Genomic DNA, 15,000 nt, shown 5'->3' on the forward strand with positions numbered 1-15,000 from the left:
AGGGGTCAAAATACCACGGTGAGCCGTGACAAACTGTATCAAAAGTGGTAGAATGTAATTGTATGGGGAAAACCCCAAAAATAATAAGGAGATGTTTAGAAATGACTGCTACTAAACAACATAAAAAAGTCATCCTTGTCGGTGACGGTGCCGTAGGTTCATCTTACGCTTTCGCGCTTGTTAACCAAGGAATTGCACAAGAGCTTGGAATTATCGAAATTCCACAATTACACGAAAAAGCTGTAGGTGATGCGCTTGACCTTAGCCACGCCCTTGCCTTCACTTCACCTAAAAAGATCTACGCAGCTCAATACTCTGACTGTGCAGACGCTGACCTTGTTGTTATCACTGCGGGTGCGCCTCAAAAACCAGGTGAAACTCGTCTTGACCTCGTTGGTAAGAACCTTGCCATCAACAAATCAATCGTAACACAAGTTGTTGAATCAGGTTTCGATGGTATCTTCCTTGTTGCTGCTAACCCAGTTGACGTTTTGACTTATTCAACTTGGAAATTCTCAGGCTTCCCTAAAGAACGCGTTATCGGTTCAGGTACTTCACTTGACTCAGCTCGTTTCCGTCAAGCACTTGCTGAAAAATTGGATGTTGATGCTCGTTCAGTTCACGCCTACATCATGGGTGAACATGGCGATTCAGAATTCGCTGTTTGGTCACATGCAAACATCGCAGGTGTAAACCTTGAAGAATTCCTTAAAGATACTCAAAATGTTCAAGAGTCTGAATTGATAGAATTGTTCGAAGGCGTTCGTGATGCTGCTTACACAATCATCAACAAGAAAGGCGCTACATACTACGGTATCGCTGTAGCCCTTGCTCGTATCACAAAAGCTATCCTTGACGATGAAAATGCTGTACTTCCACTTTCAGTCTTCCAAGAAGGCCAATACGGTGTGAAAGATGTCTTCATCGGTCAACCAGCAGTTGTTGGTGCTCACGGTATCGTTCGTCCAGTAAATATCCCATTGAACGATGCAGAAACTCAAAAGATGCAAGCATCTGCTAAAGAATTGCAAGCAATTATTGATGAAGCATGGAAGAATCCAGAATTCCAAGAAGCATCTAAAAACTAATCAAAAAAACATCTCCTGATAAAAGGGGATGTTTTTTTGTTTTATGTGGATCTGTCGGCAAAAATATCAATCAAATAACGAACAATCAGCTACCCCTCTAAGTCCTCCAAAGAAGAAAGCCAAATAAAGTTTGTATGCTCTTCTGGATCCAATAGGATATCGCGCTGTTCTATAATCCTAGCCCCATAAACCAAGCGTGTAAAAACAGTATTTTTACTTGTGTCAAACTGACTATCTTCATGAACAATCTTATCAATCCGAATCTTTTGATTGACCTCTTCCATAGCCTCACGTAGAGCTGCTTCTCTGGGTAGTTCGTTCTCTTCTACGCTTCCGCCAGGAATATCCCAATAGCATGGATAAACATTAGGAAGCCCACGCTTTATTTTTGAGCGTTTGATCAGCAGATACTTTCCGTTTTTCTCAATCAAGGTATGAGCGATTAACTTCACTGCCATAGTAGTCTCCTCTCTTAGAAAACAAAAAAGGACTCTAACGAGTCCAAGCTTTAGTCATCCACCCTGAGAGAATCGAACTCCCATCTCAAGAACCGGAATCTTACGTGATATCCATTACACTAAGGGTGGCAACTTACTTATTATAACTAATTTTTCGCAAAAAAACAAGCCTAAATGGCTCCTTTTATGAAATTTATAATCTAGATCAAATCAAAAGAGAGTGGGACAGAAATCGGTCATTCGTTAGAGTTCGATTTCGTCGTCCCACCTCCGCACAGTTGAGTAGGGCTGTAAAAGCTAATGAAATCAGCCTAGTAGAGCCCACTCAACCACTGCGTCTTGCTCGACACTCCAAAGACAATTGAGAGGCTAGGACTTTTGTCCCAGCCTCTTTATATATTTTATTTCTTTTCGATATGATCTGCTAGCTCTTCTTGGGCTTTTTTGTTAGATTCTAACGTTTTTTCTTGCCATTTCTTCTTAGCTTCTTCATATTCCTTGGTCGTTACAATCTCGCTTCTGAGCTTTGTATATTTAAAGTTGAAGCCAGATCCCTTAATTCCAACGAGTGAATAGGCACGACTGAAAGGTTTGGACTTACTTACAGAAGGACTACCGCCTCCTGAAATGGTCGGCATGATAATCCCACTATCCAGCAACCAAGCTTGTGCATCCGCATATTTTTCATAGCGAACTTTAACATCTGTTGTTTCAGCATTTGCCTCTTCCAACATCTTAGTATAAGTGTCCAAGCCCAGCTCTTTCATCTTGTCCATATCTTGGCCTGGCTCAAAACCAAAGTTTTGCAAGCTAGCGCCATTATTTACATTTAGAGTATCTAAGTAGGTAGATGGATCTTGATAGTCAGCTGACCAACCACCTGTGTAGAAGTCATAGTCCTTTTGAGCTGCGGTGTTGGCAAAATAGGTGATGTTGTTCAAATCATCCACACTAATCTTCTGCAGGTCAATCACTACATTTTCTGCACCCAAGGTTGATTCAATTGATTGTTTTACTGAACTTGCCCATTGGATACTCACCTTGTCAGCCTGGTCTACAGGAAGGTCCAAATGAATTGGGAATTGAACTCCCTTAGACTCTAAAGCTTCCTTAGCTTTAGCAAATCTTGCTTTGGCTTTTTCTGGATTATAATAAGCATCTTGAGCATCTGTCAGGTCGATATTCGCCCATTCTGTGCCATAATTTACTAATTTAGAGGCAACAACTTGGCCAAATGTTTGATCGCCAATTTGAACAAATGTTGGAGGGACAAGCGTATTTCTCAACTGCTTGGTAGCTCCATCTTTACCATTACTTTGCGCACCATAAGAAGTCCGGTCAAGGGCAAAATTGACGGCCTGACGGAAGTCTTTATTTAAAACCGCTTCTTTTGTTGCAGTCTTTTGAGCATCACTTGTTTTGGAAGTGTGATTGTATGATTGACGGTTGAAGTTGAAATTAAAGTAATATGAGGTCGCATCCTGTGGACTGTAAAGGATATTGTCCGCATATTTCTTTTTAACTGCCGCAAAACCTGAAGTATTCGGATAGAGACGTGCACCACTATAAGCTCCATCGCTGAAGTTGCGAATCAAAGATTCTTGGTCTGATCCATCATAGTAGGTTAATTTGACATGTTCTAGACTGACTTTGTCTTTATCGTAATAATTGGGATTCTTAACGAATTCCATAGACGATTTAGAAGTCAAAGATTTCAAAAGGAAAGGACCATTGTAAAGAATACTTGATGGATCAACAGAACCAAAATCTTTTCCTTTAGACTTCAAAAATTCTTCATTGACAGGGAACAAGATATTATTCGTAGTTTTAGAGTTCCAATAAGGCTCTGGGCGTGTCAGCGTGTATTGAACAGTATAATCATCTACTGCCTTCACTCCGACTTTTGAAAAGTCTTTTTCGTCGCCTTTGACATAGGCATCCAAGCCACTAATCGAGTCCTGAATTAGGTAAAGAGCTTCAGACTTTTGGTCAGCCACATATTTAAGTCCAGTCACAAAGTCTTGAGCTTTCACACTTGCAACTTCTTCGCCATCAACATTGAACCACTTAGCATCCTTACGAAGCTTATATGTGTAAGTCAGGCCATCTTGAGAAACTGTCCATGATTCTGCAAGAGAAGGAACTAGATTTCCATATTCATCATTTTCCAAAAGACCATCTACAAGGTTTGTAATAACGTCTGATGTAGTTGCACGGTTAGTGGTCAGGTAGTTCAAGCTATCTGGATCGCTGGCATAAACATAAGAATATGTGGTTGTGCTGGATGAAGATTTGCCACAAGCTGACAAGAATACTCCTGCACTGAGTACCACTCCAGTAGCTAAAAGCATTTTTGATACTTTCATAAATACACCTCCAAAAATCGAGAGAAGCCTAAGAATAAGAGAAGTAAAAATAAAGCCATTCCTTTATTTGATCCAATATTAATCTTAGTCCAATTTCTATGTTACATTTTATAACATAAACTATTATACCAAAATTATGATGAAAAGTAAATAGAAGAATCAGAGAGTCATTATGGAAAATTTCTGAAAACAGCCTCCACCCAATCCAATTGACAAATATACAGATTAAGCATATAATAAACTCAATGTAAACAAACGAGGAAATCACCGTGAATTCTAATTATATTACCCGCCTCAAGCGCTCTGAAGGTCAGTTAAGAGGCATTCAAAAAATGATTGAAGAGGACAGGGAATGTTCAGATATTCTCACACAGTTATTAGCCGTTCGCTCCAGCGTTGACCGTGTTATTGAGATGGTTATTACTGAGAATTTAACGGATTGCCTAGAAAATCCATCTGATGATCCGAAAAAACAAAGGGAAAGAATAGAGAAAGCTATTCATTTTCTGGTAAATCGAAAATAAGAAGGAGAGGAAAAAAGGATTCAAGCAACGACTTGAATCCTTTTTATCTTTTATTCCGTCTCTCCAGACCAAGCGTTCATGCCACCTAATACGTTGGTCACATCGAAGCCCTGCATGGCAAGAAATTGGCAAGTAGTTGCTGAACGCGCTCCTCCTTGGCAAATGACATAGTATTTGTAGTCAGGATTCAGCTTTTTATAGCCAGTTTCCAACTCACTAAGTGGAAGATTTCTAGCATTTGGGATATGACCTGCTTGAAATTCATGTCTTTCGCGCACATCTACGATGGCCAATTTTTCAGATTGATACTGCTTTTCTAAATCAGCTGCTGATATAGTTTTCATTTTTCTACTCCTTCTGGTTTTACCATTTTGTACAAAGCATAAGCTCCGTCTAGATTTTTCACTGCAAATCCTGCTTGTTTTAAGATTCGCTCGGCAATATAGCTGCGCAGACCGCTGTGGCAGCTCACGATATATTCTTCTTCCTTATTCAGCTCATCCAAGCGTTCTCTGAGTTCATTCAGCGGAATATGGACTGTCTTGTCCGCCTTCAGGCGTCCTTGCTGAAATTCATTGGGTGTCCGGACATCTAAAAAGACTTTCCCACGTGCTAACTCGTCTTCCAGCTGGTGCCATTGGATATTTTCACTCAAGCCTTCTGCTAGATTCATAGCTGCATAGCCCAGCATATTGACTGGATCCTTGGCTGAGCCAAAAGGTGGTGCATAGGTAAACTCCAGCTCTGGCAAATCAAAGATCGTGAGATTGCCCTTGATAGCTGTCGCCAAAATATCAATCCGCTTGTCAACGCCTTTTTTACCCACACCTTGAGCACCATAGATTTTTCCAGTTTTTGGCTCAAAGAGCAATTTCAAGGTCAAGTCAGTCGCACCTGGATAGTAGCCTGCATGATCCTTACCGCTGACATGAATCGCTTGATAAGGCAGCTGATTTTGCTGAAGGAAACGCTCATTCAGACCTGTTGAAGCGGCTGTCATGTCAAAGACACGCACAATAGCTGTACCAATACTTCCCTTATTCTTCCGCTCCAAGCCAGCAAGCACATCTGCCACCTGACGTCCTTGTCGATTAGCAGGCGAAGCTAGAGCAATCAGGGCATCTTCACCAGTGATTTCCTGCTTGACAGGGATAGCATCGCCGACTGCAAAAATATCTTTCTGACTCGTCTCATAATGTTCATCAACTAAGATACCCCCACGAAGACCTGTCTCAATACCTGCTGCCTTGGCCAAGCTATTTTCAGGCTGGACCCCGACAGAGAGAATAGTCACATCTGAAGCCAATTTTTGTCCATCTTCCAAGACGATCACTTTGCCATTTTCTTCGAAGCGAGTAGCCGACTGGGAAGTGATGATTTTCACTCCCTTATCGGCTAATTCCGCTTGGACAAAAGCTGCCATCTCCTCATCCAGTGGTGGCAAGACATGCGGTGCTTTTTCTACGATTGTCACATTCAAGCCACGCTTGCGCAGATTTTCAGCCGTTTCCAGACCGATAAATCCAGCACCGATGACAACAGCCTCTTGAGGCTCTTCATCCAAGGCTAACATGATCTGATCCAAGTCTGGGACATTGCGCAAAGTGAATACATTAGTTGCTTCTGAAAGTCCTTCAATCTCAGGAATAAAAGGCTTCGCTCCCGGTGAAAGAATCAGCTTATCATACTGCTCTGTGAACTCTGAACCGTCATGAGCCACCGTCACCGTATGATCTTCAGGCGAAATTTTCACCACCTCATGAAAAGGTCGCACATCCAAGTTAAAACGCGCCTTGAGACTTTCAGGTGTTTGAACCAAGAGAGCATCTCGCTCAGCAATTTCACCAGAAATATAATAAGGCAGACCGCAGTTCGCAAAAGATACAAAAGGACCTTTTTCAAAAATCACAATTTCAGCATCTTCCATCATCCGTCTTAAACGTGTTGCCGCAGACATACCGCCTGCAACTCCACCAACGATAATAATTTTCATTGTTTAACCCCTTCTACTTAATGGTTTTCCCTGTCCAAGCGCTCATACCACCGCGGACATTGACAACATCATAGCCCTTTTTCTTCAGCTTTTTCGCTGCCATCTTGCTCCGCACGCCTGAATGGCAAATAACGTAAATCGTCTCCTTTTTAGCTGGAGCAAATTGACCAATTTGGCTCAAAGGAATATTCTGGGCCTCTTTGATATGTCCTCTACGAAATTCGGATGGTGTCCGTACATCAATTAGTTGGATATTGGACTTCAATCGCTTCTCCAACTCATCCGTTGAAATACTATCTATCTTTGTAAAAAAATGAAACATATTTTTTCTCCTTTATACCCCTATAGGGTATATTAAAACACTAAGAAGAGAAAATGTCAAGGAAACGATTTCAAAACTAAATAAATCAGCAGATATTGCCGATTTATTTTTTAAAATTCAAAATTGGGATTTTTCTTTTGTCCGCTTCTTTTTCGGTTCTTGTCTTTGTTAGCCAGTCTTCAGTGAAATTTAAACATTCATAAGCACTACTTTTTTTGAAGACTTCATACCATGCAGCGTCTTTACAAATCGTACTATAGTCAATAGAGAAATTAATCAAGTCTAGCTTATACTTTTCCATAAGTTCCATTGCTTCACTTGTTAGTTTTACGTTTTGGAGTTCATTATAAATTTTAACATCCAGTTGAAAATACTCTTGATCCGTTAAATTATCATGATATTTGGAAAATATAAAAAATATCTTTTTTTCTTTAATCTTGGGAAATTTTACAGGCAAAGGCAGTTTTTTATTATCTTGATCTTCAAAATAATCTATTTCAGCAAAAAAATCCATTAAATAACATAAAAAATAAGAATCCAAATCATCGAAACTAATATCTCCCTCACCTTTAGTAGATAAGCTCACTCTGTATAAATTTGTATCCAATTCAACAAAGTCTCTTCCTTCATTTCTACGTTTTAATTCTTCTAAAATTGGCAGGAAGATATTGTAGTTTAACTTTTTCTTATTAAATTCTTTATCCAATTCAGCATAATATTCTAAAGTAGTCAAAATCAAACGTTCATTCATATTTTCAGAAAGAAAATTATCTTTAAAAAATTGTTCTTGAACTTCATTATCCAAATCATATAAATAGTTGGCAGCGTAAAATTCTTGGAAAATATTATGAACAAAATAGTAAGATTGTCCCTCTTTATGTATGATACATAGACAAGTTATCAAATCAGCAAGCAAATCTTCAGCTCGTGTTGAAGATTTGCCTTCATCATTTAATACCCTATCTAGCAAAGAAAGAATCTCACTTTCTGTAAACTCTGATTTCTTTCCATTATTTTCAAAATAAGTGAGAAAACATAGATGAGAAATCACTCGCATCATCGTAGACTCAGGTAAGTTGGTTTTAAACTCTCTAGTTAGAGCAACTAACTTTGAATGATCATGTTCTTTATAGAGCAGTCGGTAAGAATCTTTGATAAATGTAGCTTTTTCAGTCGGAAAACTTGCATTTCTTTCAAACATTTGTAGCATCAAAAAAAGCAATATTGGATTTTCTGCAAATGATTGATATTCATCATATAAATGTACTTCCAAACTATTGATAAATCGTTCAAACACCTCTTCTTTTAACTCTGCTATAGGCAATTTACTGATACGCCTTATTAAGGCTATCGCTTCGTCTTTACTTAAGCCATTCGTTTCGTAGGGATGAAATAAAGAGGCATTATTTATATGATTAAAAGGTAATTTTCGGCTAGTCACAAGGATTGGATTATTAGAATATTTAGTGGCTAATTCTTCTATCTCTGTCGCAGCTTGTTCCATATTATTTGAAGATATTTCATCAAAAGCATCCAAAAGAAAAATAAAGCGCCCTTTTTCTGCCATATATTCAAAATACTTAAATTCTAAATCAAACCCTAATACTTTAGCTTCTTCATATATAAAATTTAAAAATTCCCTTCTTTTCTTCGAATCAAAATTATATTTCCTCAATTCAATATAAATGGGAATTCTTTGATTATTATTACTCGTAGCTTTTTCAATCTCCTTAAGAAAAAAGTACTTCAGCATGGTTGATTTACCAATGCCACCATATCCATAAATCCAAGCATTATCCGATTCTTTTAAAATATTATCTAAATCAGCAGTATAACATCTCACATCATTTATTTCTGATTTTAGATAAGTGGGCTGAAAAATAGAAAACAAATCGATATTATTTGTACCGCTTAGGACAAATGGAATATTCTTCACTCTCTTAAACGAACCCTCAAAATAAGATGTAAAACTTTTATTAAATCTAGTTTCAAATTTTTCCCAATTATCTACACCAAAATCCACCAATTCATCTTTTAATTGAATCAACGTATTATTTAACAAAGCTGAAATAGCTAAACCTAAAAATTCCATATTGCCCTCCTTAGAATATCCTTATAACAACTCTATTATACAAAAAAAAACATTGCATGTAGCAACTGTTTCTTTTGAAACGATTTCATTTTCTCCAAAAATAAAAATCCCAATCTTGAGACAGGGATTTTTATCAATAATGAATTATTTCGCAATTGGGTAAACTGATACTTGTTTCTTATCGCGACCTTTACGTTCAAAGCGCACTACACCTTCAACTTTTGCGAACAATGTATCGTCTCCACCGCGGCCAACGTTAACACCTGGGTAGATGTGTGTACCGCGTTGACGGTAAAGGATAGATCCTCCAGTTACAGTTTGTCCGTCAGCTGCTTTAGCTCCAAGACGTTTTGCTTGTGAATCACGTCCGTTTGACGTTGAACCTCCACCTTTTTTGTGGGCGAAAAGTTGCAAGCTTGCAAGATTCATTTTTAACATAGTGTTTTTCCTCCGTGTTAGTTTTCTGTGATAACTCTGGTTTGGACGAACTCAGAAGAGTTCTCCGATAAGTTTGCCATTCCCAAGAAAAATGATTCAAAGAAAAGCTGAGTCATTTCTCTCTGATGCGGCGGAATATCCATAGGGATTTCTACTCGTAAATATCCGCCTTCTTCTTCGTTTAATTCTAGGATTGGTTCATAGCCTGCAAATTTTTCAATTGAATTGATGAAATTTATGGCAAGCGTAGAAACCGATGCACACACGACATCAAAGCCGTATTCGCCACTTCCGGCGTGTCCAGTAATTTCCGCACTCCTCAGCTCGCCATCTTCGGCTTTCTCAAAGACTGCTTGTATCATGTGTTCTCCTGTAAATTAAGCGTTGATTGCGTTGATGACAACTTTAGTGTAAGGTTGACGGTGACCTTGTTTGCGGTGGCTACCTTTTTTAGGTTTGTACTTGAAAGTAACGACTTTCTTTTGTTTTCCTTGTTTTTCAACAGTTCCAACTACAGTAGCTCCAGAAACAAGTGGAGTTCCGACAACAGTTTTATCACCACCAACAAGAACAACTTCGTTAAAAGTCACTTCTTGACCAGCTTCAACATCCAATTTTTCAACGTAGATAGCTTGACCAACTTCAACTTTAACTTGTTTTCCGCCAGTTTTAATGATTGCGTATGTGCTCATTATGCACCTCCTATGATTTTTTGGGGTTTCCCCATATTTTTGTGAAGACTCGCCTAGCATCGTGGGACGAACCACTTTATACTCACTATGTGGGCAACGATGTTCGAGCGGTTGCACAGGCCGTGCATAGTCAACATTCTTAGTATAGCACTTCTACTAACCTTTTGCAAGTAATTTTATTTAATGAAAACGGATTTTCCACTAAATATCCTCATTCTGTACTTCCATTTATTTAAAATATACAATCTGCCCTTCTTGATTGACACAAACCTCAATAGCTTTCGGAGGCTTCAAATGTTTTTTTGCTGATCTGGCAAGACTTTTATTACTATCTGAAACATTAACCTCTCGCTCTTTTCCATCAACGTTAATAGTAAAGGTAATACGAGAATAGGTAGACTTACTTCCTCCGGTCTCGGTATCAACACCAGTCACTAAAGCCGATTTTAGCTCGGTTATCTGATTAGTAAAATAATGATAGCGCCAAATACCATTGGTCATTCGATAGCCTTCATAAGCAGGAAAGATAAAAAACATAAGAAGAACGCCAATTATTGTGACAAAAATAGCTCTGCCCGTACTTTTTTGGCTTTGACGTATGGTATTCCATTTATTTCTCATAGCCTTCTTGACAGAGCCAGCTTCCTTAATATCTTTATGATATCCCCAAAATAAGAGAGCATACAAGCTTAGGAAAATCTGGAAATGAACTAAGAGACCAATAAAATAAGTCCAACTGGGAATTCCAAACAGCAAAGCATTATCTTGTCCATCTTTCCAAGACAATGCTCGCATGAGCCCACTCAAGAAATAATCCCACTCGTTCATAAATTTCCCCTTTTATCTTCAGCATAGATGGATATAATTTCCAGATTCTTTTAGAAAAAAGCTACTTCTAAACTCCTACAACAAGTCCTCAATCAGCTCATCAACTTCATCAGGCTCTGCTTGCGGTCTGATTTCTGTAATCATGATTCCTGCAACAGCGCGCTCAACTAAACCTTCAACATCTAGGTAAGTTTCGTACTTCTCAGCATTCTTGATTTTTGGATTAGTTTTAGGCCGGTCTGGCGCAAAAATAGTACAGCAGTCTTCAAATGGCTGGATAGAGATTTGGAAGGTATCAATTTTTTCTGCAATCTCAATGATTTCCAGCTTGTCCATCGTCACGACAGGACGGATAACCGGTGTATTGGTCACTGCGTTGATAGCCTGCATACTTTCAATGGTTTGACTTGCCACCTGACCAAGACTTTCTCCATTGATAATGACTTGAGCGCCCCGCTCCTCTCGAATCCGGTCTGTAATACGCATCATAAAGCGACGAGTCAGTGTCATCAGGTAGGCTTCTGGAGCCTTTGCCTTGATTTCCTCCTGAATCTCCGTGAAAGGAACTTCGATAAACTGGATGTTGCCACCAAATTTGGTCAATTTTCGCGTCAGATCTTGAGCTTTTTTCAACGCACCTGGACTGGTGTAAGGCGGACTGGCAAAGTGAACTGCCTCTATATCCACACCGCGCTTGAGAGCCAGATAACCAGCCACCGGTGAGTCAATCCCACCAGACAGCATGAGCATGCCCTTGCCTGAAGTTCCGACCGGCAGTCCCCCAGCACCACGAATCGTCTCATAAGAGATATAGGCCGCTTCTTCACGAATTTCGACCCGCAGCTCAATATCCGGCGCTTTCATTTTGACCTGAACATTGGGAATGGCCTCAAAAACAGCATTCCCAAGCGTCTGGTTCAGCTCGCGGCTATCCAATTCAAAGCTGTGATCACTGCGCTTGCTGGAAATCTTAAAGGTCATACCTTCTTGATAGACTTCCTTCATGATGGTTTGGACAGCTTCGATTAGGGCTGGTACAGACTTTGCGATTTTGTAAGACGGTGAAAAATTCTGAATCCCAAAAATCTGCTTGAGTGACTCAGCGACAGGCTGATAGTCTGTTCCATGCAAATAGACATGAGTTCGGTCACGGTCAGCCTTGACATGGACCTGCGGATAGACTGACAAAACAGCCTGAATATTACGTTTGAGTTTGTTGATAAAGCGCATGCGGTTCTTGCCCTTGGTAGAAAGCTCACCATAGCGCACCATAATTTCTGAATATTGCATTGTTTACCTTACTTTTCTGGTTTTTTCGTAAATAATTTTAAAAGTTGTTAAAAACTGCTCCATCTGGCTCATATCATTATCAAGATCCAAACTGATACGGACAGCAGTTTGAGCGAGAGACTTTTCGACCCCCATAGCGATTAGAGTTCCCGCTGGCTTTCCAGCCTTGGAAGAGCATGCGCTGGTCGTCGAGATATAGATCTCGTAGTCTTCAAACGCATGGACGACGACTTCACCTCGTACTCCCTTGATACCAAAGGTCAGGATATGAGGCGCAAAATCTTCCAAGCCTGAGAAGACCACCACGTCGGGATACTTCTGCAACTCTTCAAGGAGAATTTGCTTCATCTGAGTCGTCCGCTGGGCAAATACTTCTTGCTTTTCCATGGACAAACGCAGAGCCTTGGCTGTCGCTGCAATGCCAGCTAAATTTTCCGTCGTTGACCGCTTGTCCGACTCCTGGCCACCACCAGTCAAGAGCGGGCTGATTTTCTTGCCAGACTTGATATAGACAAATCCTACTCCCCGGAGACCGTGAAATTTATGACTGGAAAATGTCGCAAAATCCACACGATCCGTCAGATAAGCAGCTGTCGGAATCTTCGTAACAGCCTGTACAGCGTCCACATGAAAGGAAATAGTTGGCTTGTCTGCTAGCAGTTCAGATATTTTCTGAATGGGCTGAATACTGCCGATTTCATTATTGACAGCCATGATAGAGATCAGAGTGGTGTCTGGTCGAATCAGCTCCGCTAGCTTGTCTACATCAACAAAGCCTGCCTTATCAACTGGAGCAAAATCGACTTCAAATCCCCGACTCTGCAACCAGAGGGCTGATTCTTTAACCGCTGGATGCTCGATGTTAGATACGATAATGTGTTTGCCAAAAGGAATCTTTTCAAAAGCAACTCCCTTAAGCACCCAGTTGTCCCCTTCTGTTCCTCCAGACGTAAAAAAAATCTCCGACGAAGACTTGCCTAAAAGCTCTGCTATTTGCCGACGAGAGGCTTCTAAGAGACGGGTCGCCTGACTGCCTAAACTATGCAGGCTAGAAGGATTACCCCAGATTTTAGAAGCCACTTCTGTATAAGTAGCCAGCGCCTCTGGATAGGGCTTGGTTGTCGCTGAATTATCTAAATAAATCATCTTTTTCCTCTGTATTTATCAGTAAAAATCAATACTCCTATTGTAACACGAAACGAGCCTAGGAACAAGAAAAGGGCGCAGTTCCTACCTGATAAATTTAGGAACCGGCCCTGAAGACGATTACTGCACCTCGCCAATCATATCTAATTTTTTTAAATAATCCTCAATTAGGAAAGCTGTCTCTTCAATTGATTTATCCGTAATATTGATGACCTCCGTCTGATATTTTCTAAAGACTTCTTTGGAATAGTCTAATTCCTGATAAATCTTCTCCAAATCTGTGTAACTGGTCGAGCGGGACAGCCCCAGCGAATTGAGGCGGTTGCTACGAATTTTGACTAATTTTTCTGGCTCACAGACCAGACCGATGATCCTACGCTTGTCCACCTTGTCTAAAACTTGAGGAAGCGGAACTTCTGGAATCAAAGGCAAATTGGAAACTTTATAGCCCTTATTGGCCAGAAAAATGCTGAGAGGAGTTTTTGAAGTCCGTGAAACTCCTAGTAGAACTAGATCCGACTCCAAAAACCCCTGCGGAGATTTGCCATCATCATACTTTACTGCAAACTCAATCGCTGATATTTTATTAAAATATTCCGTATCCAAACGGTGCAAGGTTCCTGGTATCTCAATCGGGCTAATCCCAGTCTTTTCTCCTATGATTTCAAAGAAAGGGTGCATGAGATCAATGTAGGCTAGCTTGTGGTTTTGGCTAAATTCTCTAGCTAGTCTAGCTAATTCTCCATTTACCAAGGTACTGATGACCAAGGCATCATCTTTTAAAGCATCTTGCAAAATTTCCAGCAATTCTTGCTCCTTGTCTATAAAAGGAAAACGGTAGCTATTATTAAATATCAAATCTGGATACTGCGCACTTACAGCTGACAAGAGTCGCTGCGAGGTTCCTCCTAAAGAATCCGAAATGCTATATACAATAATTTCTTTCTTCATTGTCACTACTCCTGTCTCTTTACTTCCGCTTGGCGTGCTTCCTGAATGATATAGTCCAGCAGAGCTGTCTTAGTCACCGTTCCTAAAATCTTGCGCTCATTATCTTTCTCTACCACAGGCAGGGAGTCAATGGCAAAATCCTGCAAAAGAGCGGCCACCTCTAGTATATTCATATCCTTATGGCAGGTTCTAAGATGAGGCATCCGTGTCATACAAACTGCAATAGGCGTTGTTCCGATACTACTGGATAAAGCCGCTCGTAGCAAATCCTTGCGCGAGACAATTCCTAAGAGTAGCTTCTTTTCATCAATGACATAAAGAACATCCGCGTCATACATAAAGAGCCTTATCACCGCATCCTGTATGGAAGTGTCTTGAGACACCAAAACTGGAGAAACCATAATATCTTCCGCTTTCTTGCGAAAAGTGTCAAAGAAAAATAAGGTTTCTAAATCATTTCCTGAATAAGTATAGCCAACCTTTGGCGTCGCTTTTAAAATGCCAACCAGCGTCAAAAAGGACAGGTCCGAGCGCAAGGTTGCTCTAGAAATTTCCATCAGTTCTGAAATCTTTTCCCCGCTGACTGGCTGCTCTTTCTTGACAATGTCAACAATCTGCTTTTGGCGTGCTGATAATTCCAATGCAATATGTCTCCTTTTTAGAGATAGAATACTTTATTTTTCATCTTTTTCTGTCATATTATATCATATTTTTATCTTATATCAATGAAATATAACGATCTTTTCCATTGACAAATATATGTGATGTATATTAGAATATAAACAAGATATATATGACACATTTTTGTCTAT

At 39.9% G+C, this 15,000-nt stretch carries 16 protein-coding genes, 1 tRNA gene and 1 other annotated feature; of the genes, 2 read left to right on the forward strand and 15 right to left on the reverse strand.

Annotation, left to right across the window (positions count from 1 at the left end; all coding sequences use genetic code 11):
- Nucleotides 1-101 precede the first annotated feature (101 nt).
- On the forward strand, nt 102-1,088 hold the full coding sequence (locus HBA50_RS05375; RefSeq protein ID WP_005591942.1) for an L-lactate dehydrogenase: 987 nt from the start codon (nt 102-104) through the stop codon (nt 1,086-1,088).
- 89 nt (nt 1,089-1,177) lie between these two features.
- On the opposite strand, the gene HBA50_RS05380 is transcribed toward HBA50_RS05375, so the two are convergent.
- From HBA50_RS05380 to HBA50_RS05395, 3 genes are all read right to left on the reverse strand, one after another.
- Entirely contained in the window at nt 1,178-1,546 is a 369-nt protein-coding gene (locus HBA50_RS05380) for an NUDIX hydrolase (protein ID WP_045497476.1), read from the reverse strand.
- A 57-nt stretch (nt 1,547-1,603) separates the two neighbouring features.
- Nucleotides 1,604-1,675, reverse strand: a tRNA-Arg gene (locus HBA50_RS05385).
- 272 nt (nt 1,676-1,947) lie between these two features.
- Complete coding sequence (locus tag HBA50_RS05395) at nt 1,948-3,912, reverse strand: peptide ABC transporter substrate-binding protein (protein ID WP_045497479.1); 1,965 nt, start codon at nt 3,910-3,912, stop codon at nt 1,948-1,950.
- 269 nt (nt 3,913-4,181) lie between these two features.
- Here HBA50_RS05395 and HBA50_RS05400 point away from each other — a divergent pair, with 269 nt between their 5' ends.
- Complete coding sequence (locus HBA50_RS05400) at nt 4,182-4,436, forward strand: metal-sensitive transcriptional regulator (protein WP_015605027.1); 255 nt, start codon at nt 4,182-4,184, stop codon at nt 4,434-4,436.
- Between the two features lie 50 nt (nt 4,437-4,486).
- Here the strand turns inward: HBA50_RS05400 and HBA50_RS05405 are convergent, their stop codons facing one another.
- The 12 genes from HBA50_RS05405 to HBA50_RS05460 all read right to left on the reverse strand — a co-directional run bounded on the left by HBA50_RS05405 (nt 4,487) and on the right by HBA50_RS05460 (nt 14,829).
- Nucleotides 4,487-4,780, reverse strand: coding sequence for a rhodanese-like domain-containing protein (locus tag HBA50_RS05405; protein WP_045497481.1), 294 nt, complete (start codon nt 4,778-4,780; stop codon nt 4,487-4,489).
- Complete coding sequence (locus tag HBA50_RS05410) at nt 4,777-6,429, reverse strand: FAD-dependent oxidoreductase (protein ID WP_045497483.1); 1,653 nt, start codon at nt 6,427-6,429, stop codon at nt 4,777-4,779. The genes HBA50_RS05405 and HBA50_RS05410 overlap by 4 nt, the downstream gene beginning before the upstream one ends.
- Before the next feature lie 13 nt (nt 6,430-6,442).
- On the reverse strand, nt 6,443-6,751 hold the full coding sequence (locus HBA50_RS05415) for a rhodanese-like domain-containing protein (RefSeq protein ID WP_045497485.1): 309 nt from the start codon (nt 6,749-6,751) through the stop codon (nt 6,443-6,445).
- 103 nt (nt 6,752-6,854) lie between these two features.
- Nucleotides 6,855-8,843, reverse strand: a complete 1,989-nt coding sequence (locus HBA50_RS05420) for an NACHT domain-containing protein (protein ID WP_166492636.1) — start codon at nt 8,841-8,843, stop codon at nt 6,855-6,857.
- A gap of 144 nt (nt 8,844-8,987) precedes the next feature.
- On the reverse strand, nt 8,988-9,281 hold the full coding sequence (gene rpmA, locus HBA50_RS05425) for a 50S ribosomal protein L27 (RefSeq protein ID WP_005590406.1): 294 nt from the start codon (nt 9,279-9,281) through the stop codon (nt 8,988-8,990).
- A gap of 17 nt (nt 9,282-9,298) precedes the next feature.
- The gene (locus HBA50_RS05430; protein ID WP_005590407.1) at nt 9,299-9,643 is read right to left on the reverse strand and encodes a ribosomal-processing cysteine protease Prp; all 345 of its coding nucleotides are present in this window, start codon (nt 9,641-9,643) and stop codon (nt 9,299-9,301) included.
- A 15-nt stretch (nt 9,644-9,658) separates the two neighbouring features.
- Nucleotides 9,659-9,973 (reverse strand): 50S ribosomal protein L21, encoded by a 315-nt coding sequence (rplU, locus tag HBA50_RS05435; RefSeq protein ID WP_005591928.1) that lies wholly within the window; start codon nt 9,971-9,973, stop codon nt 9,659-9,661.
- Nucleotides 9,974-10,008: 35 nt separating this feature from the next.
- Nucleotides 10,009-10,096 (reverse strand) — a sequence feature (ribosomal protein L21 leader region).
- 105 nt (nt 10,097-10,201) lie between these two features.
- On the reverse strand, nt 10,202-10,801 hold the full coding sequence (locus HBA50_RS05440) for a hypothetical protein (RefSeq protein WP_045497492.1): 600 nt from the start codon (nt 10,799-10,801) through the stop codon (nt 10,202-10,204).
- A 75-nt stretch (nt 10,802-10,876) separates the two neighbouring features.
- Nucleotides 10,877-12,091 carry a tRNA uracil 4-sulfurtransferase ThiI gene (thiI, locus tag HBA50_RS05445; protein WP_045497495.1) on the reverse strand — a complete coding sequence of 405 codons (1,215 nt, stop codon included), beginning with the start codon at nt 12,089-12,091 and terminating at the stop codon, nt 10,877-10,879.
- A gap of 3 nt (nt 12,092-12,094) precedes the next feature.
- Nucleotides 12,095-13,237, reverse strand: a complete 1,143-nt coding sequence (locus HBA50_RS05450; RefSeq protein WP_045497498.1) for a cysteine desulfurase family protein — start codon at nt 13,235-13,237, stop codon at nt 12,095-12,097.
- 120 nt (nt 13,238-13,357) lie between these two features.
- Nucleotides 13,358-14,188 (reverse strand): pyruvate, water dikinase regulatory protein, encoded by an 831-nt coding sequence (locus tag HBA50_RS05455; RefSeq protein WP_045497501.1) that lies wholly within the window; start codon nt 14,186-14,188, stop codon nt 13,358-13,360.
- Nucleotides 14,189-14,193: 5 nt separating this feature from the next.
- Entirely contained in the window at nt 14,194-14,829 is a 636-nt protein-coding gene (locus HBA50_RS05460; protein ID WP_045497504.1) for a CBS domain-containing protein, read from the reverse strand.
- Nucleotides 14,830-15,000: the final 171 nt, after the last annotated feature.

The sequence above is a fragment of the Streptococcus cristatus ATCC 51100 genome, from assembly GCF_011612585.1.
Taxonomy (GTDB): Bacteria; Bacillota; Bacilli; order Lactobacillales; family Streptococcaceae; genus Streptococcus; species Streptococcus cristatus_H.